The following is a 22,910-nucleotide window of genomic DNA, read 5'->3' as shown; positions in this document are numbered from 1 at the left end:
AGCTGAGAGGAGGGCCCATGACCGGATGGACGAAATCCGTACGTGCGCTCTTCGCTGCCCTCTTCACGACTCTCCTCGCCCTGCTCATGCACCTCGGTGCCGGTGGCGGAGTCTCGATTCCGGGCACTGTGGTCGTCTTCGTCCTCGTCCTCTGGGCGGCGATGATCGTCGCCGGCAGGCGCCTGGGCTACCTCACTCTGGCCGGCTTGCTCGGCCTCGGACAGGTGCTCATGCACCTGACGATGAGTTGGTCCGCGCACACCTTCGCCCATGCGGGGTCCCACGCGGCAACCGCCCAATCCGGAAGCGGGCAGGCCGGGGCTGCAGGTGCCGGATCCACCTCCGCCGAGGCGGCCCTCTATGCCCACGCCGGACACATCGTCCCAGCCTCCGGCTCCCTTGACCTCGGTCCTGCCGCAACCGCGCTCGGACATACGAGTCACGGGGCAACCTCGGTGGGGATGGTCATCGCCCACGTCGTCGCCGTCCTCGTCACCGCCGTGATCCTCAAACGCGGTGAGGACATCGTCCTCAGCATTCTGCAGCTGGCACTGGGCCCAGTGATCGGCGCACTGCGAGCCCTCGCCGAGGCGGCCGGAATCCTGGCCGACGAACCGTTCCGCAAGCTCTGCGCTTCGTTCCGGGTGCCGCAGCCGGTCACATCAGCGGTGGTCGGCCCGAACTACCGCCGCGGCCCGCCCGCACTCGTCTGACATCCCATTCGGCGGTTGCACCGCCGACCCGCACCCGATTTCTCGGGTGACCATCCATCCTCGGGCGACCGCCTGGACAGCGGCGGGCCGCCCCTCGGTGACAGTCGAACACGTCCGCGCACACCGCTGCGCGCAGAGGACACGTGCCCCGCACCCTGGCCAGCACGTGCCCTGCGCACTTGCACCCGCACGAGCTGCGCGCAGGCCACTGTGACCTGCGCAAAGGCTCACGAAAGCGCTGCTGCCTGCGCCAACAGGCGACCGCGGCGCGCGCCGACATGTGCTCGACAGCACCTGAATGACGAAAGTGCAGACATCATGCGAAAGAACATCACCCTGGCCCTTGCCCTGCCCATCGCCGTCGCCATCGGCCTGGCAGGCTGCGGCCAAGACGACAGCAAGGCCGCCGGTTCGACACAGACCGATGGCAGCAGCACCACCTCGGCGGAATCCTCGGAAAGCGCGGTCGACGCCGAAGCGCTCAGCTTCGACGGCGCTTGGGTCAAGGCCGCCGACGACGGAATGACCGCAGTCTTCGGGGAGCTGAAGAACAACACCGACGCCGACATCAACCTCGTCGAGGCGAAATACGCGGACGCGGAGATGGTCCAACTCCACGAAACCGAAGGCGACGGCTCGGGCGGAATGTCCATGCAGGAGAAGAAGGGCGGCTTCGCCATCCCGGCCGGGGAGAGCCTCCGCTTCGAGCCCGGAGGCGATCACATCATGATCATGGGACTGAAGAAGGCGATCAAGCCGGGCGAGCAGATCAAGCTCGATCTCGTCACCGCCGATGACGAGACCGTCGAGGTCAGGGCCGTTGCCAAGGAGTACTCCGGAGCCCAGGAAGACTACGCACCGGGTGAGGCCGAAGGCTCCAGTGACGACCACGGCGACCATGGTGACCACGGCGACGACGGCAAACACACCGGTGCCGACAGCGAAGACCACGAGGACTCCGACCACGGAGACCACGGTGACCACTGAGCCCGGTCGCACCGGCTTCAGCCGCCGAGGTCTCCTGACCTCGGCGGCCGCGGCCGGCGGTGCAGGTGTCGTCGGTGCCACGGCCGGATTTGCGCTCGGCCGCGGTCCCGGATCTCAGGGCACGAGCGCCGGTGACGGCGGGCTGCCTCGGCGAGATCTGGATGGGGCGAACGGGCCGCAGACCGAGCCGTTCTACGGCACTCATCAATCCGGGGTCGAGACCCCGCCACAGGCCTTCGCACACTTCATCGCGTTCACGCTGGGGCCCGGTATCAAGGCCGCCGAGGCGGTGCGCTGGCTGCGCCTGCTCACCGCGGATGCAGCCGCGCTGACGCAGGGGCAGGCGCCGTTGGCCGACTCCGAATCCGAGCTCGCCGTCGACCCTGCCCGGCTGACGGTGACCTTCGGGTTCGGAGCCGGGCTGGTGGCGTTGGCCGGAAAGGAGCACGTCCCGGATTGGCTGAAGCCATTGGAGGCGTTCTCGATCGATCGCCTCGACGAGGATCGGTGCAAGGGCGACCTGCTCCTGCAGATCTGCGGCGACGACCCGCTGACCTTGGCACATGCCCGGCGCATGCTGTTCAAGGATTCGCGATCGTTCGCTGAGGTGGCCTGGCAGCGGGACGGATTCCGACGCGCCTACGGCAGCGCGGGGGAGGGGAAGACTCAGCGGAACCTCTTCGGTCAGCTCGACGGCACTGCGAATCCGGGGCCCGGATCCGAGGACTTCGCGCGGATCATCTGGGGGCAGGGCACCGAGACCGCGAACCCGGTGTTCTCCGCCCGCGGGGAGCCGCCGTCCGACCTCGGTGCGCATCTGCCGGTGTGGATGCGCGGGGGAACGACGCTGGTTCTGCGCGATATCGCGATGAACCTCGACACCTGGGATCAGGCCGATCGACCCGCACGGGAGTTCTCGGTCGGGCGGACCATGGATTCCGGGGCGCCGCTGTCGGGTGAGGACGAGTTCGACGTTCCGGACTTCACCGCTGTCGATAAGCGCGGACTGACGAAGATCTCGCAGGTCGCACATATCGCCCGGGCTCGCGACGGACTGGGTCCGGAGGTGCAGATCCACCGGCGCACGTTCAACTACGAGACCGGTGCGGGTGGGGATTCGGGACTGCTGTTCGCGTCTTTCCAGGCCGATATCGAACGGCAGTTCCTGCCGATCCAGCGCCGCCTCGCCGAGGTGGACCTGCTCAACGAATGGACGACCCCGATCGGGTCGACCGTGTGGGCGATCCCGCCCGGAGCGACCGAGGACGGGTACGTCGGGCAGGAGCTGTTCGACGGTTGAGGAAGCGGCGCGGCCGCCGGACCCGCAGGAATGGCCGCGTCCTCACCCCAAAGAGTGCGGCCGCCGATCCCGCAGAAGCGGGTGCGGCGGCCGCGCCGTATGTTCGCGCAGTGCCTCAGTCGGTGATCTCGGAGTCGAAGGCCTTCGGATTGTCCTTGACCCACTGGTCGACGGCGTCGCCCTCCTGGCCCTCTTTGTATTCGTTGACGATGAGGTCCTCGAGCTCTCCGTACGTCTTGTCGTCGAGCTTGATTCCCTTGATGAGCTCCGACGCCTCAGGGAACTCGTCGCTGAAGCCGTCGGTGCCGAGGAAGTGCATCTTCTCCGGATCGCCCATGGCGTTCTTCGGATCCTTGAGCTCCTTGACGTCGTAGGCGTTGTTCGCCCAGAACGGACGCCACAGGGTGACGACGATGTCGTCCTTCGCATCGATGGCATTGCCCAGCTCGGTGAGCATGGCTGGGGTCGAGGAGGTGACGAGTTCGAAGTCCTTCTCCAGGTCGTAGGCTGGCATCATCGAATCCTTCGTCACCTTGGTGAGACCGGCTCCGGGTTCGATGCCGACGATCTTGCCGTCGAACTTCTCGGCGTTGTCTTTGAGTTCATCGATCGAATCGATGTCGACATACTCGGGGACGACGATCGTGTTCTGCGCCTTGTCGTAATAGGTGCTGATGTCCTCGATCTTGTCGCCGTACTCATCCATGTACTGCTTGTGGGTCTTCTCCGGCCAGGCGGAGGGGTAGATGTCGATGTCGCCGTTCGCCACTCCCGCATAGAGGATCGCGGCCTCGGAGATCGTCTCCAGCTCGGGCTCGTATCCCAGCTTCTCGAGCTGGTCCTCGAGCAGGAACGCGGTGCTGCGGCTGTCGGACCACGAAGAGATGTAGCCGATCTTGATTGTGCCCTTGTCGCCGTCGGAGCCGGAGTCCTTACCGGCCTCCTGCGAGCACCCGGTCAGGGCGAGGCCCAGCGTCGCGCAGGCGGCGACGACGGTGGTGATTGTGCGTGACTTCATCAGTTTCCTCTTCGTGGTGGCTGCTCGAGCGTGGTGAAACCGCCGACTCTGGCAATTCCGATCGTCCGAGCAGGAACATGTGAATGCAGGATCATTTGTGATCACAAAAGTTGGTACGGCAATGTAATCACATTATTCGCGTAACTTCCAGTGGTGTCCTCCAGATCTGCCGTAGCCCCCGACCGGTGTCCGGAGAGCTCCGCCCGGCGGACAGCTGAATGCGGCAGACTACCGGCACGGAACGGGACCAAAACGAGCCCGGTGCGGGACCGAAGCGAGCCAGACGCGGTACCGAAGCGAGCCAGACGCGGGCCAAGAACGCTTCGGCAGCGTCAGAACAGCGGCTGCGGCAGGGCGTCTTCGAACTCGAGCAGGCGACGCTTGGTCTCGAGCTCGTGCCCGGGCAGCCCGCCCGAGTACCCGCCGAGCCCGTCACCGGCGACAACGCGATGGCAGGGAACAATGATCGGGATCGGATTGAGCCCCATGATCCCGCCGACAGCACGCGCCGGAATGCCGGTGCCGCTGGCTTCGGCGAGCTGTCCGTAGGTGACCGTGGTCCCCGCCGGGACCTCTTCGGCCAAGGTCGTCAGTACGGTCCTTGCGACGTCCGAGATCTGACCGAAGTCCACGGGCAGATCGAAATCGCCGAGGCGGCCGTCGAAGTATGCTCGCAACTGGGCAACCGCCTCGGCGAGGATCGGATCCGAGGTGGCGGCCGCCTCGGTGGGGATCGAAACAGTGGGTCGCGAGGCGGCGGCTGCCTCAGTGAGGATCGGATCGGCGGCGGCGGTCGCCTCGGCGGAAATGTGCCATTCGAGTCGGACGACTGACCGGCCGTCACTTGTCACAGTGAGCGGTCCGACGAAGGTGTCGACGGTTGCCGAATCGGTCGTCATGGGATGTCCTCCGTTCGGGCCGGCACACCGAAAACGGTGTCCACGGCGATTCCCAGCCGAGTCTACTCATACAGCTGTGCCCTCCCGACTCGTCCGAGTCGGGAGGGCACAGCATCTTCATGACCGCACGCCGGGCAACGGGGAAGCCCGCAGCTGAGCCGACGATGTCGTCCTCAGTGCGGCTGCTGCCGCGGCGGCAGGATCACTTCTCGTCCGGCAGCTCGCCTTCGTAGGCGTCGGGGTTGGCCTTCAGCCACTCCGCGATGGCCTTCTTGCCATCATCCTTGTGCTTGTTGACGACCAAGTCCTCGAGGTCTCCGTACTGCTTGTCATCGAGCTTGATCTTCCCGATGTAGTCGGCGGCATCGGAGAACTCTTCGCCGAAGCCCTTGGTCGCGGTGAAGTGGAGCTTCTCGGGGTCACCCATCGCGCCCTTCGGGTCCTCGAGGTCCTTGACCGGGTACTCGTTGTTGGCCCAGAACGGACGCCACAGGGTGACGACGATGTCCTTCTCCGCATCGGTCGCATTGCCGAGCTCGGTGAGCATGGCAGCGGTCGACGAGGTGACGAGTTCGTATTCGTCGTCGAGACCGTATTCGGGAATCATCGCCTTGGTGGCCTTCGTCAGACCGGCACCGGGCTCGATTCCGATGATCTCGCCGCCGAAGTCCTTGCCCTTGCCCTTGAGGTCCTCAATCGAGTTGATGTCCTTCATGTACTTCGGGACGGCGATCGTGAGGACGGCGTTGTCGTAGTAGGCGCCGAGGTCTTCGAGGTCGTCACCGTACTCATCGATGTACTGCTTATGCGTGACCTCGGGCCACGAGGACGGATACATGTCGATATCGCCGTTGGCGACACCGGCGTACAGGACGGCGGCGTCGTTGAAGGTCTGGGTCTCGACGTTGTAGCCCATCTTGCCCAGCTGGTCTTCGAGCAGGAGCGAGATGCTCTGGCCGTCGGTCCAGCCGGTGACGTAGCCGAGCTTGATGTCGCCCTTGTCGCCGCCTCCACCGTCGTCCTTCGCCGCTTCCTGCGAGCAACCGGTCAGAGCAAGGCCGAGGGCTGCGACTGCAGCGACGATCGGGGTGAGGAATCTTCTCTTCATTGTGTGTTCCTTTTCTCTAGTGATCGACAATTCAGACTGTGTGGTCCATCGCCTCAGGCGGCTGCCGCAGCCGCCTTGTTCTTCGCGCTGCGACGACGCATGCCCGCAACCAGTGAGTGCGGGTAGTCCTTCGCGTTGCCCAGGGCCGCGGTGACGCGATCGAGGTAGACCGCGATGATCACGACACCGAGTCCGGCTTCGACGCCGAGCGGCAGGTTCTGGGTGGCGATCGCTTCGACGACGTTCTTTCCGAGTCCGTCGGCGCCGACCATGCCGGCGATGACGGCCATCGCCAGTGCGAGCATGATGACCTGGTTGATGCCGGCCATGATCGTCGGGGTGGCCAAGGGCAGCTGGACTCCGCGGAGGATCTGGCCGGGGGTCGCACCGAAGGACTGTCCGGCTTCGACCGTCTCCGAATCGACCCCGCGGATGCCGAGCTCGGTGAACCGCACACCCGGGGGCAGAGCGAAGATCACCGTTGCCACGAGGCCGGGAACGACGCCGATGCCGAAGAAGGTGACCGCCGGAATGAGGTAGACGAATGCCGGCATCGTCTGCATGAAGTCGAGGATCGGTTTGATGACCGTCGAGGCTCTGTTGCTGCGTGCGGCCAGAATTCCGACCGGGACGGCGATGATGATGGCGATGACAGCGGCGATGATGATCAGCGCCAGGGTCTGCATCGCGGCCACCCATTGGTCCATCGTCATGATGAAGAACAGGGTGATGAGTGTGCCCACCGCCATCTGCCACGAGCGGAAGATCCAGCCGATGAGCGCCAGCAGAATGATGATGACGAGCGGGTGGAGGTCGACGAGCACGTCGGTGAGGACTTCGATGAGGAAGTTGAACAGCCAGGTGACGGCGTCGAAGAACCATGCGACGTTGTCTTTGAGCCAGTCGAATACGGTGTCGACCCAGGCTCCGATCGGAATTCGGATGTTCTCCATCAGCGCTCACTCCTTTCACCGGTGGCCTGCGGTGCGACGGCATCATCACCTTCGGCGAGTACCTGGTCGATGATTCCGGTATCGACCGGCTCGGGCCAGTCTTCGACAGAGGCTTCCGCCGAGGCCTCGTCATTGCCGTTCTGCGTGCCGAGCGCGGCGAGCAGAGTGGCCCTGGGCACAACGCCGACGAGCTCACCGTCGGCGTCGGTGACGGGCACCGGCAGAGGCATCTCCGCGGTCGGCAGGAAGAGGTCGATGAGCAGGTCATCCGGAGAAGCGGGGTGGGCAACCGGCTTGATGATCTCGTCGAGAGTCGTGGCGCCGGTCCGGATGTGTTCGATGCAGTCGCGGTCGCTGACGAGGCCGAGGAACTTCCGGTCCCTGTTCGTGACGTACACGCCCGAGGCGCCGTTGTCGCGCATGGTGCGCAGTGCGACTCGGGGACCGTTCTGATTGCTCACGGTCTGCCGTGCCTTCTCCATGACGTTGTTCGCGGTGAGGACGCGTGCCCGGTCGACGTCGTGGACGAATTGTGCCACGTAGTCGTTGGCCGGGTCGGTGAGGATGTCCTCCGGGGTGCCGACCTGGACGATGCGCCCGTTGCGCATCACCGCGATCCGGTCACCGAGGAACATCGCCTCATTGAGGTCGTGGGTGATGAAGATGATGGTCTTCTTCAGCTCCCGCTGCAGTTCGACGAGCTGTTCCTGCATCTCGCGCCGGATCAGCGGGTCGAGGGCGGAGAAGGCTTCGTCCATGAGGAGGATGTCGGTCTCAGCCGCCAGCGCGCGGGCCAGGCCGACGCGCTGCTGCATACCGCCGGAGAGCTGCTCGGGGAACTTGTCGCCCCAGCCTTCGAGGCCGACGGCCTTGAGCCAACGGTCGGCGGCCTTGTCCCGCTCCGCCTTCGCGACTCCGCGGATCTCGAGCGCATAGGCGGCGTTGTCCCGGACGGTGCGGTGCGGGAGCAGTGCGAAGTGCTGGAACACCATCGAGATGTGTTCGCTGCGGACCTTGCGCAGTGCGGCCGGATCGATCTTCGCGATGTCGGTGCCCAGCACCTCGACGGATCCGGCGGTGGGTGCCCAGAGTCCGTTGAGAGTGCGGATCAGGGTCGACTTGCCCGAGCCTGACAGGCCCATGACGACGAAGATCTCGCCGGCCTCGACTTCGAAGCTCGCGTCGATGACGGCGGCCGTTCCGAGTTTCGTCAGATCATCTCGGTCGGCGCCCTCTTCGAGTCGTTTGACGACTTCGTTTTCGCGCTTTCCGAAAACTTTGTAGACGTGTGACGCTTTGACAACGCTCACGTGCTTCCTCCTTGCATTCTTGGCAGTCCGCAAGAACGAGAGGCTTCACCCCCGTTTGCACGGTTCGGTGCTCGCAGATCAGATCCGAATAGCTCAATTGCGCACGCGCCTCACCGCACACGGATATCTGATCCACCATTGTAGTTTTGTTCAGGGTTTTCGGTAGAGATCTTGTTGGGATTATGCGGCGCGTCACCCTTGACTACCGCTCTGACCTGGGCAAATAGATGGTCGTGCGTTACTTGATTGTTATAATCATCGATTGGAGCATGTAGTTATGCCGTTAATGGATTTGCTAACGGATGTGGGATTTTGATGCTGTAGGCGGCCTTGCCTTCAGGATTCCTGCCTTCAGGATTTCTGCAGCGATTCCGTGAGGAAGCAGACCACGGCCGGAGTGACCACCTCGGCGAATTCTTCGAAGAATCCGTGCCGGCCTTCCGGCAGAATTCGCAGCTGAGATCCGGGAATGCGCTCGTGGAGGATGCGGGCGTTGCCGACCGGGTTCATCCGATCGGCATCGCCGTGCATGATCAGCGTCGGGGCGGAGATCTCGGGCAGCCGGTCCCAGGCATTGTGGTTGGCGCTCACGCGCAGATGGGCGGATGACTCGGCGGCCGTCATCGTGTCGTCGCCGAGCATCTTGCTGTACTCCGCCGATACCGTCCATTCGGGGGTGTAGAAGAGGTCGAAGAGGTACTGCGTGTGCTCATCGCCGCGCAGCCTCGCCAGTGCCTGGCCGACCTCACGCGGACGCTTGACGGCATGCGGTCCGCCGGGCGAGGTGCACCCGAGGACCAGAGCGCTCACCCGCTTCGGATGGTTGAGTGCCAGCATCTGCGTGATCCGCCCGCCCATGGACGTGCCGTAGACCGCGGTCCGATCCACGCCGAGGTGGTCGAGCACGTCCGCGGCATCATCGGCGAAGCTCGCTGTCGACAGTTCCCCGAGCTCACCCCGGCTGCCGACCGTTCCGCGATAGTCGAACGTGATCGTGCGGAAGTCCGGTTCGAAGTCCCCGCGCAGATCGTCCCACCACTCGTGCGAATTCGACTGGCCCTGCAGGAGGAGCAGTGCAGGAGCGTCCTCCGGCCCGCTGACCTGGACCTCGAGGGGGAAGCCATCGCGTGCGCTGATCCTGTCCACCTGCATCGTCTCCACCCGTGTCCTCCTGCCCGCGCGCGCCTGGTCACCGCCTACGCTTGAGAAATGAAATCATTGCCGTTCCTCAATCCTGCCGCAGGATCGCCCGCGGTGCGCAATCCTGGGCGACCTGCCGTCATCGTGCCGACACAGGCGATCGATGCTGATGAGCTCACTGCCGAATGCGCCGCGGCCGCCGCGACCGGAATCGTCGACGCCGTCGAATGGCGCATCGATCCGCTGCTCGTCGTCGCCCCCGGTGCCGCGCAGGGTGGGGCGCACAGGAGTGCGCATAGCCTCGCCGAGGCGGCCCTTCGTCTGCTTCCGAGTGCACTCACAGCGGGGTTGCCGATCCTCCTGACCGTCCGCACCGGTTTCGAGGGCGGGCAGGTGGAGATCACGGAGGAGGACTACGCCGAAGTGGTGCGGGAACTCATCGCCGGGGTCTCCGACGTCGAGGCGGACGCCGGAACCGCTGCCGGCCCCGGTCCCACCGGCACCGCCTCCTCGGGAGTTTCCGGCAGCGCATCATGGGGCGTTCCCATGGCCATCGACGTCGAGATCGATCGGGCCGAGTCGGGCTCCCTCATCGCCTCGGCGCGGGAGGCCGGCGTGCCCGTCGTCGCTTCGCACCACAATTTCGAGTCCACGGACTCTGCCGAGCGCCTGCTGAAGACGTTCACTGCGATGAGCGAGGCCGGAGCTGATGTGGCCAAGGTGGCGATGATGCCGCAGGCACCGGCCGATGTTCTGCGTCTCCTGGGGGCGACTGCCGCGGCGGATGCCTCGCTGCCGGTTCCCGTGCTCGGAATCTCGATGGGATCGTTGGGGCGGACGAGCAGGATCATGGGTGCCGACTTCGGCAGCTGTGCCACTTTCGCGCAGATCGGACAGGCTTCGGCGCCGGGACAGATCGAGGCATCGGTCCTCGCCGAGATCCTCGACCGCATCACCGGCTGAACGCCAGAGAAGAAGCGGCCCGCGAAGCATGAGCTTCACGGGCCGCTTCGCTGCTGCAGAAGCAGCAGAAGATCAGTCGGTGACCTCTTCGATCTGCTTGCGGAACTTCTTCGGCAGGGCCTCATCACCGAAGTTGTTGCGCACGGTGTTCGCGGCGATGCGCTGAACCACGAGCTGAGCCACTGCCACACCGACACCGGAGACGATCGTCCAGGCCAGGGCCTCGGACATCGAGATCTCGTCATCGACGGGGTTCGACGGCGCCGGGCGCTTCGTCGACTTCTCCCACGCGAAGGTCAGGGTCTTGCGAGCGACGAATGCAGCTGCGATGGGCGCTCCCACGCCGATGATCTGCCAAGCGAGCTTTCCCATGCTCGTGTCCTTTCCTTTGAACATTGAGTCCCACGACTCTCACAAGTCGCGGGAACGTATTCCGTCGAAGTCAACACTAACGCAGGACGATGCGCGCGAGGCCACCCGCGATTGAACGAGGTCGAGAAAGTTCGCTCATTTCATACTTTTGGGGGATGTGCCGGGCCGACCGGGAGAGATAGCGTGAGAGCACGCTTCGATCGGGCAAGGGAAGGTCTGGGTCGAAACGTGAAGAGAAAGGCACACGATGCTGAGGAAGTGGAAGACGCGCGTCGTCACCGGACTGTTCGTCTGTGGCGCCCTCGGATTCCTGCTTGCGCTGCTGCCGGGAATGTCCGGCGTCTTCTGGCCGGTGTGGCTGATCAGCTGCGCCGCCTGCATCCTCGGGCTCGTTCTCGCCTTCACTCTCCCCTCGGCGAAACCCGCCGACGCTCTGCCCCGAGCCTGAGGGCTCGGGGCAGCGCATCCCCGAAGGCGCCCAGAGTCCGGCCACCCCAGAGCTGTGCATCCCCGAAGGCGCCTGCCGCCGCTCGGAGCCGGCGGCTCCCACGGCCTCACCGTCCGCGGATGATCTCCTGGAACCTGTCGGTCAGAGTCTGATCAACTGAGATCGCGTTCCCGTCGAGTTCGCGCAGCGCGACCGCCGTCCGCATCGACGAGACGTACCAAGCCCCATCCGCCGCCTTGACGTCGTCGAGGCTCAGGTCGGCATATTCGGCGCGCAGACCAAGATCCTCCGCATGATCGAAGATGAGGCGCTGCGTCGTTCCCGACAGCAGACCCGCCTCCGGATTCGGAGTGAGCAGGTGGTCGCCTCGGCGGATGATGAGATTCGCGGTCGGTCCTTCGAGCACGATTCCGTCATGGGAGACGAAAAGCGCCTCATCGGCGTCGTTGGCCGCGGCATACCGGCCGGCGGCCTGATTGACCGCATAGGACAGAGTCTTCGCGCCGATGAGCAGCCACGGGGCCTTGCTGCCGATATAGGCGTCGAAGCCGCGGTCGAGACTGACGGCGGTGACACCTTGCTCCCGAGCTGCACGGATGTGGTCGTCCACGGGCACGGGAAAGGCCCACCCGCGGCCCCGGAATGCGCCGTTCGCGTCCTGCTCCCCGCGGGAGAGGGCGTAGCGGATCCCGAACTCGACATTCTCGGGATCGGCGGCGGCCACCTCGGCGATGAGGGAATCGATGACCCGATCCCACAGTCCTTGGTCCGGATCGGGCAGATCCAGCGCCGATGCGGATGCGCGGAACCGGGTGAAGTGCCGTTCCCGCGACACCACGGTGGCACCGTGCGCGTCCACGCTCACCAGTACGGTTTCGAAGATCCCATCCCCGCGATGAGCGGAGAGGTCCGTGACGGGCAGTTGGGCAGCACGCAGGTCGGTGAGTTCGAACGTCGCTTCGGTGGGGTCGACGAGGATGAGCGGATCGGTCATGCGGTACCTCCGAAGAGCAGGCCGAGGGCGTAGGTGACGGCGGCGGCACCGAAGCCGATGCCGAGTTGGCGCAGGGCGCGGGGGCCGGGCGATTTCCCGGAGAGCAGTCCGACGATGCCGCCGGTGAACAGCAGCGCGATGCCGACGAGACCGGCGGACAGGAACACGGCGGGCAGCCCGGACATGCCGAAGATGTAGGGCAGGATCGGGATGAGCGCGCCGGAGGAGAAGAAGCAGAAGCTCGACAGGGCGGCGCCGAGGCCGGTGCCCAGTTCGTCACGGTCGACGTCGGAGTCGAGGTTCGGCAGCCTCGGTGCCTGTTTGTTCTTCGCAGCCGCGATCGTGCGGTTGGCGCGGGCCTCGGCTTCGCGGGCTTCCATTCCGCGGGCGCGGAAGACGAGGGCGAGCTCGTTGGCGTCGATGTTGAGATCGGCCAGAGCGTGCCGGGACTCGGGGTCCGGGGTGGAGGCGTCTAGGAGTTCACGCTGGGAGCGCACCGAGATGTATTCGCCGGCCCCCATCGACAGGGCACCGGCCAACAGGCCGGACACGCCGGTGAGCAGGATGACGGTGTTCGAGACTCCTGCCGCGCCGACGCCGAGGACGAGGGCGAGGTTCGAGACCAAGCCGTCGTTGGCACCGAAGACGGCGGCACGGAAGTTCCCCGACAGGCGAGCGCGGGAACGGGCGGCCAGGGCACGGACCACCTCGGCGTGAATGCGTTCGTCGGCGGCCATCTCCGCCGAGGCGGCTTCTTCCTCGTCATACGGCGAACTCGTCTCGGACTGCTGAGCTAGGGCCAGGATGAACACAGAGCCGAACATGCGGCCGAGGAACGCCAGGCAACGGGTGACGAGATCGGCGGAACGGCGCTTCTGGGCGTGTTCACCGAGGAGGGAGATCCAATGCTCCTGATGCCGGGATTCCGCTGTGGCGAGGCTGAGCAGGATCTCGCGGTCCTCGCCCTTGCGGCGTTCGGCGAGGTTGCGATACACCCGTTCCTCGAGCCGTTCGTTGGCGAGGTAGCGCTGCCAGCGGCGAATGGTCCGCCGGTCGGGCGCGGCGGGCGGAGTCCCTCCCGCGGAATCGTTGGTCGTCACTGGTCCAAGTCTAGTCGTGCGGTCTGATTCCGGCACTGGGTGGGCGGCGGTGAGGGGCTGCGACATCGGGCAGGGTTGCGCGGTGGGATGCGCGCGGGCGGGCAGCAGGTGAGGCCGGGGCGTCGTGGGAGCGCCCGGTGATGTGATCGCAGTCGCCGCAGAGAATCCGCATGTGAACCGCAGACAGTCCGCGCGTGCGAAATCAATCAGTGACCGGTTGTTATCAATTCGTAATACGAAAGCCCGCTGGGGTGCGTTAGATTAATGACCAATGTGAGTTGTGTCACCGTTTCGTTATAGAAGCATGTGATTCGTTACCAACGACGAATCATGGCGAAACGTCAGAATCGAGCTTCCCCGCAAGTGCAGCCGTAGATGGGCCGGCACCGGTATGGGCAAACAGTCATACCGTGGCGGTCACTTCCGGCGCGCCGTCATGTGCGATTCCTCTGGACACAGACAAAGGAGCGAAAGGAACTCCATGAAGTTGCGCACGAAGAGCTGGCGGGCGGTCACTGCCACGGCCGGACTGGTCCTCGGCGGCGTGAGCCCGGCACTGGCGGCGGGCACCGCGGGACCGACTGAACACACCGATATGGGCGTCAACGGCGACGCCGTGATGGAGCATCTGCAGAAGATCTCCGACATCTCCACCTCGCACGCGGACGAAGGATTCCGCGCGCTGGGCACGCCCGGCTACGAAGAAGCCGTGGAATATGTCGAATCCACCCTCGAAGCGACCGGTGCCTTCGATGTGAAGCGTCAGGCGTTCGAGCACGAACAGCAGAAGGACGGCACAGTCGAGGTTGTCGTCGACGGCGAGAAGGTCGATGTCAACACCGCAAGCTACACCGAGGCGACCGAAGAACCGCTGACTGGCATACCCGTGGTCCTGCCGGTCGACGATGACAACAGCGACCTTGCGGGCGGGCAGCTCGGCTGCTCTGCCGATGATTACGATGAGTCTGCTGAAGGCGCGCTCGTCCTCGCCTCCCGCGGAGAGTGCTCATTCGGCGAGAAGGCGCAGGCCGCCACCGATGCCGGTGCCGCCGCGCTCATCATCTACAACAATGACGCCGACAATCCCGACGAGGAGCTCAACGCCACCCTCGGCGAGCGGATTGAGAATGGCACCCCGACCGTGACGGTGACCTACAAGGTCGGCCAGGATCTCCTTTCCAAGGTCGAGGACGCAGCAGAGGCCGAGGGTGCGGCTGAGAACGACGGCACCGAGGCCGGCAGCGGCCTCGCCGGCGGAGGCGAGGCGAGTGAAGCCGACGACGCAGACGAGGCGACGGACGACGAAGCTGAGGCCGGCAATGATGCCGCAGCGGCCGCCGTGCTCACGGCCGACTTCACGCTCGAGACCGAGTATGTGACCTCGACGACATGGAACGTCATCGCCGAAACCAAGGCCGGCGACCACGATAACGTCCAGATGTTCGGTGCCCACCTCGACGGTGTCGAAGAAGGCCCTGGAGTCAACGACAATGGCTCGGGATCTGCGGCACTCCTCGCCTCGGCCGAAGCGCTCGCCGACCAGCCGACCGATGTCGACAATGCCATCCGTTTCGGCTGGTGGGGCGCGGAAGAGGTCGGACTCGTCGGTTCGACGGAGTATGTCGCGAGCCTCGACGATGCCGAGCTGGGCAAGATCAAGTCGTACATGAACTTCGACATGATCGGGTCCGACAACTACATCGTCGGCACGCTCGACTCCGACGGCTCAGATGTGCCGATTCCCGACGGCGTCAACGTCCCCGAAGGCTCGGCCGAGCTTGAGAAGGTCTTCACCGACTACTTCGCCGATATCGACCAGCCCAACGTCGGCACCGACTTCTCCGGACGTTCGGACTATCAGGCGTTCATCGACAACGGCATCCCGGCCAGCGGCCTGTTCTCCGGCGCCGACGGTACGAAGACCGCAGAGGAAGCTGAGATGTTCGGCGGCACCGTCGGTGAGAAGCACGACACGAACTACCACCAGTCCACGGACACGATCGACAACGTGAGCAAAGAGTCCATCGACATCTTCGCTCCCGCCATCGGCTTCGCCGTCCACACGCTGGCCTATGACCTCACCGACGCGCCGACGGATCCTCCGACCGATCCGACGACTCCGCCCACGGATCCCACTGATCCGCCCACGGAGACGCCGACCGAGGCTCCTGACGAACGAGCTCTGAGCATCGATCCGAAGACGATCGAGGCACCGGACTTCGTCAGCGAGAAGGGAGTCCAGGTTGCGGCCACCGGCTGCACCGCCGACTCCACCGCGACGATGACGGTGACCCCGAACAACGGGAAGATCGAGACGTTCGAGCAGACCGCCGAAGTCGGAGCTGACGGCACCGCTCGATTCGGAGTCCGCGGACTCGATGCGTCGATGGTCGACAGCTACATCGGCACCTACGACGTCACGGTCGACTGTGAAGGCGGGGATCCGCTGACGGGGTCATTCGAAGTCGTCGCCGAGGGCGACGGACCGGGGGCCGGTGACGGCGGCAACGGTGGCGGCGGAGGAGATCTGCCGCGCACCGGTAACGAAGCCCTGCCGCTGATTCTGTCGGCGGGAGCGCTCATCGTGCTCGGGCTGGCTATGACGCTGGGTTCACGCCGCCGCCGCAGCTGAGCGGCAGCCGAGACGACGTGCCCTGAACGGCACGGACGGTCCGACGTGGGCCGGTGACTGGAGACGGTCACCGGCCCGCATCGGGCCGTTCTCGTCTGCGAAGATGACCATGACCATGGCCATGGTGAGAATCAGATGGCGCATCGTGGACGGCGTCACAGGCGGAAAGGCAGGGGTATGAATCGTTTCGAGGGCAAGGTCGCGCTGGTCACCGGCGGCAGAACCGGAATCGGCCACGCTATCGCTGTTCGTCTGCGGATGGAAGGAGCCATTGTCTGCACCGCACAGCGCAGGGTGGACGACGAGTTCCCTTCGGTCGTCGTCGACCTCACCGATCCGTCCGGTGTCGAATCCGCAGTCGCTGAGGTGGTCGATCGTTGCGGTCGCCTCGATGTCCTCGTCAACTGCGCCGGGATGATGCAGGAAGCGACAGTCGAGGAGATGTCGCTCGAGGACTGGAAGTCCAACCTCGACGTGAATCTCACCGGCCCCTTCCTCATGATCAGAGCGTCACTGCAGCATCTGCGCCGGACCCACGGCACTATCGTCAACATCGGCTCGATCGAAGGGCTCGGTTCGAATCCCGGCCATGCGGCGTATTCGGCGGCGAAGTCCGGACTGCATGGGCTCACCCGAGCCGTGGCTGTCGACCACGGGCATGAGGGGATCAGGTGCAATGCGGTCGCACCCGGATGGATCGACACCGAGCTCAATGACCGCTTCATCGCGGCTTCGCCCGATCCGAGTCGCTTCCGGAGCGATATCGGAGGGATCCATCCGATCGGCAGAACAGGTCGGGCAGAGGAGGTCGCTGCCGTAGCGGCATTCCTCGCCGCCGAGGAGGCCGGATTCGTCACCGGTCAGGTCTATACGGTCGACGGCGGACGGATGACGCAGCTGAGTCTGCCCTGAACCGGATCTGAGATCGAGCGACTCATCTGTCGGCACTCCTCAGGGGTCGTTCACCTTGTCCGGGCACAATGGTCTTCTGTGACTCCCAAACGCTTCTTCACCTTCTTCGCCATCGCCGAGACCGTGACATGGACTCTGCTGCTGATCGGCATGTTCCTCAAATACGTCACCCACACCACCGAGGTGGGTGTGCGGATCGGCGGAGGCATCCACGGCTTCATCTTCATCTGCTTCGTCATCGCCGTGATCGGCGTCGGCACCTCGCAGCAGTGGAGCAAACGGCGCATCGCCACCGGACTGGGGTCGGCGATCGTTCCCTACGCCACGATTCCCTTCGAACGCTCCGTCGAGAAGACCGGATCTCTCGAAGGCGATTGGGGTCTGGGACGCAACGGCCGCACCCCGCAGACCTGGTTCGAGAAGCTCACCTCCTGGTGCATCCGCTCGCCTTGGCTGGCGATCGGGCTGGGTATCATCTTCGTCATCCTCGTCTTCTCGGGGCTGCTCCTGGTAGGCCCTCCAGGCGATTGGGGCAAGTGAACCTGATCACTGCAGCGGCGGGGTGAGGGCGGACTTCCACCGCACGGTTGACGGTCGGGACGGCCGCCTCGGCGAGATTCTGCCCTGTCGCGTGTCAGAGCGCTCGCATAGGATGGAGGGGATCGGCCGGCGATCGGTCGGTCGGCACACCCCACCGCGATGAAAGGCCCACTGATGGACCTGCTCTTCGGCGCCGGAGGAATCGGCGTCCTCGTCCTCATCATTCTGATCGCCCTGTTCGTGATCCTGCGCTCCTACAAGATCGCGTCACCGTCCGAGGCGCTCATCATCACCGGTCGGAACGCCTCGGGTGCGTCGGGTACCGGTCGCATCGTCATCGGGGGCCGCTCGGTCGTCTATCCGATCGTGCAGAAGGCGTTCATCCTTTCACTGTCCTCGCGGCAGATCTCCGTCGAGATCGACGGCATCTCCATCAACGGCATCGCCCTGCGTCTGCGCGGCGTCGCGCAGGTCAAGGTCGGCGGCACCGAAGACGACGTGCGCAAGGCCGCGCAGCGTTTCCTCGATCAGCAGGACCAGATCGACCACTACTCGAAGGAGATCCTCTCCGGCACCCTGCGCGCCGTGGTCGGCACGCTCACCGTCGAGCAGATCATCCAGGACCGCGCTTCCTTCGCCGCGCAGGTGCAGGAAGAGTCCGCGCACTCGATGAACAATCAGGGCCTCATCATCGACACGTTCCAGATCTCTGCGGTCGAGGACGAAGGCAGCTACCTGCGCGACTGGGGCCGTCCGCAGGCCGCGGAAGTGGCGAAGAACGCCGCCATCGCCGAGGCGAACGCCGGCCGCGCATCGGCCGTCGAGCAGGCGCAGCAGAACGAGGAAACCCAGAAGCAGCAGGCGCTGACCGACCAGGCCATCGCCGAACAGCAGCAGCAGCTGGCGCTGCGCCGGGCCGCGCTGAAGGAAGAGGCCGATCAGCGACAGGCCACGGCAGACAACGCCGGCCCGCTGGCCTCGGCAGCTGAGAAGCAGAAGCTGCTCGAGAAGGACCGGATCGTGGCGAAGGAAGCCGCGGAGCTGCGTGCCGAACAGCTCGACGCCGAGGTGCGCCGACCGGCCGACGCCGAACGCTACCGGCAGCAGGCCGAGGCCGATGCCCGCGCCTATGAGATCGAGGCGCAGGGCCGGGCCGAGGCCGCCGCCGAGCTCCACCGTCGGTCGAAGGACGCCGAGGCGATCCGCCTCGAAGGTGAAGCCGAGGCCGATGCGATTCGTGCCCGCGGTGAGGCCGAAGCCGAGGCGCTGCGTGCACAGGCCGAGGCCTACAAGCAGTTCAACGACGCGGCCGTGCTGTCGAAGGTGCTCGAGGTGCTGCCGAGCGTGGCAGGCGAACTCGTCGCTCCGTACGCGAACATCAAGGACCTCTCGATCGTGTCCACCGATGGCGAGTCGAAACTTGCGAACTCCGTGTCGAACAACCTCTCGCAGGTCCTCGAGGTCGTGCGCGGAACGACCGGTGTCGACCTCACCGACCTCGTGGCCAAGGCGAAGGGCTCCGGCGGAGCCGGCTCGAGTGGTGATGGTCCGGGCGAGCCCGGTGGAGACGGCGGCTCGGGCGGGCCTGGCGGGACTGCTCCCGATGGTTCATCTGGAGCGGACCGCGCCTCGGACGAGATCGTCGACGGGGTCGTCGCGGACGACGCGGCTGCCGGTCCGCGATCGACAGGCACGGGATTCGACCCGAAGGCTTTCCTCGATGACAGCGGCGTCGACCTCGACCGGATCGGCGACGAGGTGAAGAAGGCCACCGGCTTCGATGTGCAGGCCTATATCGACGAGGCGAAGCGTCGCCTCGACGAGAGCGGTTCAGGCGCGTCCGGGGCCGGCTCGGAGGCGGGTCCGGGCTCGGCTTCGAACTCGGGCGACGGCAGCGCCTCGCCCGACGGCGATGAGCCGGGCGACGGTCAGGACGACGACGGCAAGGGCTCCCAGGGCTGACCGCCGCCCTAGGCGAGGGGCGCCCAGCTCACGCAGGAATCGGCCGTCGAGGACATCCTCGGCGGCCGCTTCTTTCGTCGATTACGCCGAGGTGCCGACCGACCTGGCGGTGAAGTGCCCTGCGGGTGGATCCACCTCGATTTCCCGAACGATTTCGAGGTGGATCCACCTGCGGGAGACGCAGCCGGGATCTGGTGTGCTCCGATTCTTTGTCGAGGTCGATCAGATGCATAAACAAATGTGCATATGTTAATGTGTTGAGTCGAGGAGGTATCAATGGCTCACGATCATGCGCATGGTTCAGGTTCGCGGCGGCAGCTGCGGATCGTCTTCGGCATCGTCGCGACGATCTTCGTGTTTCAGCTCATCGGTTCGGTGGTCACGGGTAGTCTTGCGCTGCTCATCGACACCGGCCACAACGCCGTCGATCTCATCGGCATCGGCATCGCACTCTTCGCGGCGAGCTTGGTCAGCAAGCCGACGGGTGGACAGAAGACCTGGGGGTTCCGTCGGGCGGAAGTGCTCGCGGCCGGTGCCCAGGCGACCCTGCTGCTGGGGCTCGGCGTCTACAGCCTCATCGAAGGCATCCGGAGATTCTTCGTCCCGCCGGAGGTGCCCGGCCCGGGCCTGCTGCTCTTCGGTGCCATCGGCCTCGTGGGCAACCTCGTCTCCATCGTCATCCTCAGCTCATCGAAGGAAGACTCCCTCAACCTCAAGGCGGCGTTCCTCGAGGTCATCGCCGATGCACTCGGCTCGGTGGCCGTGATCTTTGCCGCCCTGGCAATCTGGCTCGTCGGTTGGGAGCGCGCTGACGCGGTGGCAGCTCTGGTCATCGCGGCGCTCATCGTTCCCAGAGCGTTCGCCATCCTGCGCGAGACCGGATCGATCCTGCTCGAAGAGGCGCCGAAGGAGCTCGACCTCGACAAGGTCCGCGAGCATCTCGAGGCGGTCGAGCATGTGCAGGAAGTCCACGACCTCCACATCACCCGGATCGACTCGAACCTGCCGGTGCTCACCGCTCATGTTGTTCTCGCGGATGAATGCTTCTATGACGGGCATGCTCCGCGCATCCTCAAGGCTCTGCAGGAATGCCTGACGGAGCACCACAAGATCGCGATCGAACACTCGACGTTCCAGTTCGATCGGGCGAAGGACGCCGCCGAGGAGACTCACACCCACGACTGAGGCGGCCTTCCCTGTACCGGTCAGTGACCGGCGAAGGGAGGGCCGCCTCGGCGAAGGTGGATCACTGTCCGGGCAGGATCTCCAGCGAATCCGTGCGGAAGCGTTCGAGCTTGGCCGGGTCGATGGAGACGCCGAAGCCGACGCCGGTGGGCACATCGACCTTGCCGTCGTACATGACGATCTCCTCGGTGATGTCCTCGTGGAAGAACCGATTCGACCCGGAGATATCGCCGGGCAGGGTGAAGCCCGGCAGTGAGGCCAGAGCCGCATTCGCCGCCCGCCCCAGACCGGTTTCGACCATTCCGCCGTGCCAGACGGCGACGCCGTGGGCGGCGGCGAGATCATGGATGTTCTTCGCCTCGATGAACCCGCCGACCCGTCCGGGCTTGATGTTGATCACCGAGGTGGCGCCCAACATGATCGCGTCCGCGGCAGCCTCGGCGGAGACGATCGACTCGTCGAGGCACATCGGGGTGTCCATGAGCTTCGCGAGTTCGGCGTGCTGGCGGATATCGGCCTCGCCGAGGGGCTGTTCGATGAGCAAGAGACCATACTCGTCGAGGCGACGCAGGTGTGCGGCGTCGACCAGGGTGTAAGCGGCGTTGGCATCGACCTGGAAGCCGAAATCGTCGCCGAAGGCCTTGCGCACCGCGGCCACCGGGGCGATGTCCTTGCCGGGTTTGATCTTCAGCTTGATCCGAGCGTAGCCCTCTTCGAGGTAGCCGCCGATGACCTTGACGGTCTCCTCGACGGAATCCTGAATGCCCACCGAAACTCCTGAAGGCACGGAGTCGACCACTCCGCCGAGGTAGTCCTTGAACGACTGGTTGTTGAGCTTGAGCTGAGCCTCGATGACGGCCATCTCCAGAGCCGACTTCGCCATCGGGTGGCCGATGACATGACGCAGGTGCCAGCCGACGGTCTCCGCAGTGAGGTTGTCGACGTCGAAGAGCAGCGGTGCCAGCCAGCGGCGAGTGACGTCGATGCCGGCGGCCACATATTCGGAGGAGTAGAGCGGAGAGATCATCGCCACGGACTCTCCCCACCCGGTGATCTCACCTTGCGGGGTGTCGAAGACAGCCTCGACGAGGTAGCAGTCCTTCTCCGTCTCCCGCATGAACGAGGTCTCGAACGGGGTGACGAGAGGAATCGAGACTTGGTGGAGGGTGACTGACTTGAGCTTCATATGCCGGGCTCCTGCTTCGCAACGGGGCGGATGGGTCTTCGCTTCCACCTTATGCCAGCGGTCCGCGAAGAGGCGGCGAGTATCGCGAATCAGGTCCGGAAGAACCCTGGAGCGGCGGTCCGGCGATTGATAGTGTGAACAAAAGTCTTCCTGTCAGCAAGGGGGCCACCGTCGTGAATGATCACCTGCGCACTTTCACCGCGCGCAGACAGTCCTGGTTCGGCCTCAAGCTGCCGATCAAGACGGCCCTTGCGCAACCGGCGCTCCATCCGCTGCTGCGAACGATCGCGCCCCGGATCAGAGGGCTGAAGATCGGTCGCCTCCCCGCCCCCATCGAACTCACCGAAATCCGCGGAAGAGCGGGCGGAGCGGACTTCATCCTCGTCGAGCCCTTCCGCTGCGAGATCGCCAAGGAGTTCTACTGGGGAAGGGGCAGACGCACCGAACCCGAAGACGCGTTCGCCCTCGACCTCATGGTCGCGCTCAGCGCCGATGCGGATGTCTTCCTCGACATCGGCGCCTACACCGGAGTGTTCACCATGGCCGTTCTCGCCGCGAACGAGAATGTGCGCGCCCACGTCTTCGAGATCATCCCCGCCGTCGTCGCGGGTGTGGAGAAGAACGTCGAACGCAATGGCGTCAACAGCCGCGTGACCGTCCACCCGACCGGAGTCGGCAGCCCCGACACCTGGATGAAGGTGCCCACCGAGGACGGAGGATCGGCGCTGCCGTCGTTCTACTCCTCCGATATGCACTTCGACTCCGACGCCGAGGTGCGCTTCACCTCCCTCGACGCGCTCCTGCCCGAGGTGCTGGCCGAGGCGTCGGGGCGCGACGCGCAGTTAGACGCCGGGGAAGGTGTTCCCGACGTTTCAGGTCGGGGCGAGGCGCCGCACGTGACGGTGAAGATCGACGTCGAAGGCGGTGAGAACGACGTCTTCGCCCACGGGCAGGATTTCCTCGCCGCGCTGCACCCGGACATCCTCTGCGAAGTCCTCGATGACCGCGCGAAGCCGCGGGAGCTCATGGGCCACCTCGGCGAGCACGGTTACCATTACTACCTCGTCGGCGAGGATCGACTGTACGCGCGGACAACGATTCGGCCGGATCCGCAGCTGCGCGACTGGCTGTTCACGCTGAAGTCACCGGATCAGATGCGCGCGGCGGGCTACCCCATCGACTGAAGCC

22 protein-coding genes are annotated in these 22,910 nt (G+C 65.1%); 11 read left to right on the top strand and 11 right to left on the bottom strand.

The features are described 5' to 3' along the window. The first annotated feature begins 17 nt into the window (after positions 1-17). From AC3CD9_RS14430 to AC3CD9_RS14420, 3 genes are all read left to right on the top strand, one after another. The gene (locus AC3CD9_RS14430) at positions 18-713 is read left to right on the top strand and encodes a hypothetical protein (RefSeq protein ID WP_488364599.1); all 696 of its coding nucleotides are present in this window, start codon (positions 18-20) and stop codon (positions 711-713) included. A gap of 318 nt (positions 714-1,031) precedes the next feature. Continuing rightward, positions 1,032-1,700: a copper chaperone PCu(A)C gene (locus AC3CD9_RS14425; protein ID WP_488364597.1), complete on the top strand. Its 669-nt coding sequence runs from the start codon at positions 1,032-1,034 to the stop codon at positions 1,698-1,700. Next, positions 1,690-3,000 carry a Dyp-type peroxidase gene (locus tag AC3CD9_RS14420; protein ID WP_488364596.1) on the top strand — a complete coding sequence of 437 codons (1,311 nt, stop codon included), beginning with the start codon at positions 1,690-1,692 and terminating at the stop codon, positions 2,998-3,000. The genes AC3CD9_RS14425 and AC3CD9_RS14420 overlap by 11 nt, the downstream gene beginning before the upstream one ends. Before the next feature lie 115 nt (positions 3,001-3,115). On the opposite strand, the gene AC3CD9_RS14415 is transcribed toward AC3CD9_RS14420, so the two are convergent. The 6 genes from AC3CD9_RS14415 to AC3CD9_RS14390 form a co-directional block, all read right to left on the bottom strand. Continuing rightward, positions 3,116-4,018, bottom strand: coding sequence for a glycine betaine ABC transporter substrate-binding protein (locus tag AC3CD9_RS14415; protein WP_488364594.1), 903 nt, complete (start codon positions 4,016-4,018; stop codon positions 3,116-3,118). Positions 4,019-4,350: 332 nt separating this feature from the next. Further along, positions 4,351-4,917 carry a methylated-DNA--[protein]-cysteine S-methyltransferase gene (locus tag AC3CD9_RS14410; RefSeq protein ID WP_488364593.1) on the bottom strand — a complete coding sequence of 189 codons (567 nt, stop codon included), beginning with the start codon at positions 4,915-4,917 and terminating at the stop codon, positions 4,351-4,353. 202 nt (positions 4,918-5,119) lie between these two features. Then, complete coding sequence (locus tag AC3CD9_RS14405) at positions 5,120-6,025, bottom strand: glycine betaine ABC transporter substrate-binding protein (RefSeq protein ID WP_488364592.1); 906 nt, start codon at positions 6,023-6,025, stop codon at positions 5,120-5,122. 53 nt (positions 6,026-6,078) lie between these two features. Then, positions 6,079-6,978: an ABC transporter permease gene (locus AC3CD9_RS14400; RefSeq protein ID WP_488364590.1), complete on the bottom strand. Its 900-nt coding sequence runs from the start codon at positions 6,976-6,978 to the stop codon at positions 6,079-6,081. Then, positions 6,978-8,288, bottom strand: coding sequence for a quaternary amine ABC transporter ATP-binding protein (locus tag AC3CD9_RS14395; RefSeq protein WP_488364589.1), 1,311 nt, complete (start codon positions 8,286-8,288; stop codon positions 6,978-6,980). The genes AC3CD9_RS14400 and AC3CD9_RS14395 overlap by 1 nt, the downstream gene beginning before the upstream one ends. A gap of 351 nt (positions 8,289-8,639) precedes the next feature. Next, entirely contained in the window at positions 8,640-9,440 is an 801-nt protein-coding gene (locus tag AC3CD9_RS14390) for an alpha/beta fold hydrolase (RefSeq protein ID WP_488367559.1), read from the bottom strand. A gap of 57 nt (positions 9,441-9,497) precedes the next feature. Between AC3CD9_RS14390 and AC3CD9_RS14385 the strand changes: the two genes are divergently transcribed. Continuing rightward, positions 9,498-10,391 (top strand): type I 3-dehydroquinate dehydratase, encoded by an 894-nt coding sequence (locus tag AC3CD9_RS14385; RefSeq protein ID WP_488364587.1) that lies wholly within the window; start codon positions 9,498-9,500, stop codon positions 10,389-10,391. 72 nt (positions 10,392-10,463) lie between these two features. Here the strand turns inward: AC3CD9_RS14385 and AC3CD9_RS14380 are convergent, their stop codons facing one another. Then, entirely contained in the window at positions 10,464-10,763 is a 300-nt protein-coding gene (locus AC3CD9_RS14380; RefSeq protein ID WP_092010107.1) for a DUF4235 domain-containing protein, read from the bottom strand. Positions 10,764-11,010: 247 nt separating this feature from the next. Between AC3CD9_RS14380 and AC3CD9_RS14375 the strand changes: the two genes are divergently transcribed. Continuing rightward, on the top strand, positions 11,011-11,211 hold the full coding sequence (locus AC3CD9_RS14375) for a hypothetical protein (RefSeq protein WP_139468999.1): 201 nt from the start codon (positions 11,011-11,013) through the stop codon (positions 11,209-11,211). A gap of 106 nt (positions 11,212-11,317) precedes the next feature. Here the strand turns inward: AC3CD9_RS14375 and AC3CD9_RS14370 are convergent, their stop codons facing one another. Beyond that, on the bottom strand, positions 11,318-12,205 hold the full coding sequence (locus AC3CD9_RS14370; protein WP_488364586.1) for an aminotransferase class IV: 888 nt from the start codon (positions 12,203-12,205) through the stop codon (positions 11,318-11,320). Continuing rightward, positions 12,202-13,305, bottom strand: a complete 1,104-nt coding sequence (locus tag AC3CD9_RS14365; protein ID WP_488364585.1) for a VIT1/CCC1 transporter family protein — start codon at positions 13,303-13,305, stop codon at positions 12,202-12,204. Before AC3CD9_RS14365 ends, AC3CD9_RS14370 begins: the two co-directional genes overlap by 4 nt. A 481-nt stretch (positions 13,306-13,786) precedes the next feature. On the opposite strand from AC3CD9_RS14365, the gene AC3CD9_RS14360 reads away from it, so the two are divergent. After that, entirely contained in the window at positions 13,787-15,937 is a 2,151-nt protein-coding gene (locus AC3CD9_RS14360) for a M28 family peptidase (RefSeq protein ID WP_488364583.1), read from the top strand. On the opposite strand, the gene AC3CD9_RS14355 is transcribed toward AC3CD9_RS14360, so the two are convergent. Continuing rightward, positions 15,917-16,081 carry a hypothetical protein gene (locus tag AC3CD9_RS14355; protein ID WP_488364582.1) on the bottom strand — a complete coding sequence of 55 codons (165 nt, stop codon included), beginning with the start codon at positions 16,079-16,081 and terminating at the stop codon, positions 15,917-15,919. The two genes, AC3CD9_RS14360 and AC3CD9_RS14355, sit on opposite strands and share 21 nt — an antisense overlap. A 33-nt stretch (positions 16,082-16,114) precedes the next feature. Here AC3CD9_RS14355 and AC3CD9_RS14350 point away from each other — a divergent pair, with 33 nt between their 5' ends. From AC3CD9_RS14350 to AC3CD9_RS14335, 4 genes are all read left to right on the top strand, one after another. Further along, the gene (locus AC3CD9_RS14350; RefSeq protein ID WP_488364581.1) at positions 16,115-16,849 is read left to right on the top strand and encodes an SDR family NAD(P)-dependent oxidoreductase; all 735 of its coding nucleotides are present in this window, start codon (positions 16,115-16,117) and stop codon (positions 16,847-16,849) included. A 78-nt stretch (positions 16,850-16,927) separates the two neighbouring features. Beyond that, on the top strand, positions 16,928-17,389 hold the full coding sequence (locus tag AC3CD9_RS14345; RefSeq protein WP_488364579.1) for a DUF3817 domain-containing protein: 462 nt from the start codon (positions 16,928-16,930) through the stop codon (positions 17,387-17,389). 174 nt (positions 17,390-17,563) lie between these two features. After that, the gene (locus tag AC3CD9_RS14340; protein WP_488364578.1) at positions 17,564-19,351 is read left to right on the top strand and encodes a flotillin family protein; all 1,788 of its coding nucleotides are present in this window, start codon (positions 17,564-17,566) and stop codon (positions 19,349-19,351) included. 276 nt (positions 19,352-19,627) lie between these two features. Beyond that, on the top strand, positions 19,628-20,536 hold the full coding sequence (locus tag AC3CD9_RS14335; RefSeq protein WP_488364576.1) for a cation diffusion facilitator family transporter: 909 nt from the start codon (positions 19,628-19,630) through the stop codon (positions 20,534-20,536). Positions 20,537-20,597: 61 nt separating this feature from the next. On the opposite strand, the gene menC is transcribed toward AC3CD9_RS14335, so the two are convergent. Next, positions 20,598-21,722, bottom strand: a complete 1,125-nt coding sequence (gene menC, locus AC3CD9_RS14330; protein ID WP_488364575.1) for an o-succinylbenzoate synthase — start codon at positions 21,720-21,722, stop codon at positions 20,598-20,600. 173 nt (positions 21,723-21,895) lie between these two features. Here menC and AC3CD9_RS14325 point away from each other — a divergent pair, with 173 nt between their 5' ends. Next, positions 21,896-22,906, top strand: coding sequence for an FkbM family methyltransferase (locus AC3CD9_RS14325; RefSeq protein ID WP_488364573.1), 1,011 nt, complete (start codon positions 21,896-21,898; stop codon positions 22,904-22,906). Positions 22,907-22,910: the final 4 nt, after the last annotated feature.

It is taken from the genome of Brevibacterium sp. MGP-B1 (assembly GCF_057766545.1).
This window is presented reverse-complemented; position numbering and strand designations above follow the sequence as displayed.

What these genes read in the sequence shown, in the direction of transcription:
- menC (WP_488364575.1), bottom strand. Translation starts at nt 21,722, where the DNA reads ATGAAGCTCAAGTCAGTCACCCTCCACCAAGTCTCGATTCCTCTCGTC.
- AC3CD9_RS14430 (WP_488364599.1), top strand. Translation starts at nt 18, where the DNA reads ATGACCGGATGGACGAAATCCGTACGTGCGCTCTTCGCTGCCCTCTTC.
- AC3CD9_RS14380 (WP_092010107.1), bottom strand. Translation starts at nt 10,763, where the DNA reads ATGGGAAAGCTCGCTTGGCAGATCATCGGCGTGGGAGCGCCCATCGCA.
- AC3CD9_RS14410 (WP_488364593.1), bottom strand. Translation starts at nt 4,917, where the DNA reads ATGACGACCGATTCGGCAACCGTCGACACCTTCGTCGGACCGCTCACT.
- AC3CD9_RS14400 (WP_488364590.1), bottom strand. Translation starts at nt 6,978, where the DNA reads ATGGAGAACATCCGAATTCCGATCGGAGCCTGGGTCGACACCGTATTC.
- AC3CD9_RS14390 (WP_488367559.1), bottom strand. Translation starts at nt 9,440, where the DNA reads ATGCAGGTGGACAGGATCAGCGCACGCGATGGCTTCCCCCTCGAGGTC.
- AC3CD9_RS14425 (WP_488364597.1), top strand. Translation starts at nt 1,032, where the DNA reads ATGCGAAAGAACATCACCCTGGCCCTTGCCCTGCCCATCGCCGTCGCC.
- AC3CD9_RS14355 (WP_488364582.1), bottom strand. Translation starts at nt 16,081, where the DNA reads ATGCGCCATCTGATTCTCACCATGGCCATGGTCATGGTCATCTTCGCA.
- AC3CD9_RS14360 (WP_488364583.1), top strand. Translation starts at nt 13,787, where the DNA reads ATGAAGTTGCGCACGAAGAGCTGGCGGGCGGTCACTGCCACGGCCGGA.
- AC3CD9_RS14405 (WP_488364592.1), bottom strand. Translation starts at nt 6,025, where the DNA reads ATGAAGAGAAGATTCCTCACCCCGATCGTCGCTGCAGTCGCAGCCCTC.
- AC3CD9_RS14335 (WP_488364576.1), top strand. Translation starts at nt 19,628, where the DNA reads ATGGCTCACGATCATGCGCATGGTTCAGGTTCGCGGCGGCAGCTGCGG.
- AC3CD9_RS14375 (WP_139468999.1), top strand. Translation starts at nt 11,011, where the DNA reads ATGCTGAGGAAGTGGAAGACGCGCGTCGTCACCGGACTGTTCGTCTGT.
- AC3CD9_RS14370 (WP_488364586.1), bottom strand. Translation starts at nt 12,205, where the DNA reads ATGACCGATCCGCTCATCCTCGTCGACCCCACCGAAGCGACGTTCGAA.
- AC3CD9_RS14350 (WP_488364581.1), top strand. Translation starts at nt 16,115, where the DNA reads ATGAATCGTTTCGAGGGCAAGGTCGCGCTGGTCACCGGCGGCAGAACC.
- AC3CD9_RS14340 (WP_488364578.1), top strand. Translation starts at nt 17,564, where the DNA reads ATGGACCTGCTCTTCGGCGCCGGAGGAATCGGCGTCCTCGTCCTCATC.
- AC3CD9_RS14415 (WP_488364594.1), bottom strand. Translation starts at nt 4,018, where the DNA reads ATGAAGTCACGCACAATCACCACCGTCGTCGCCGCCTGCGCGACGCTG.
- AC3CD9_RS14385 (WP_488364587.1), top strand. Translation starts at nt 9,498, where the DNA reads ATGAAATCATTGCCGTTCCTCAATCCTGCCGCAGGATCGCCCGCGGTG.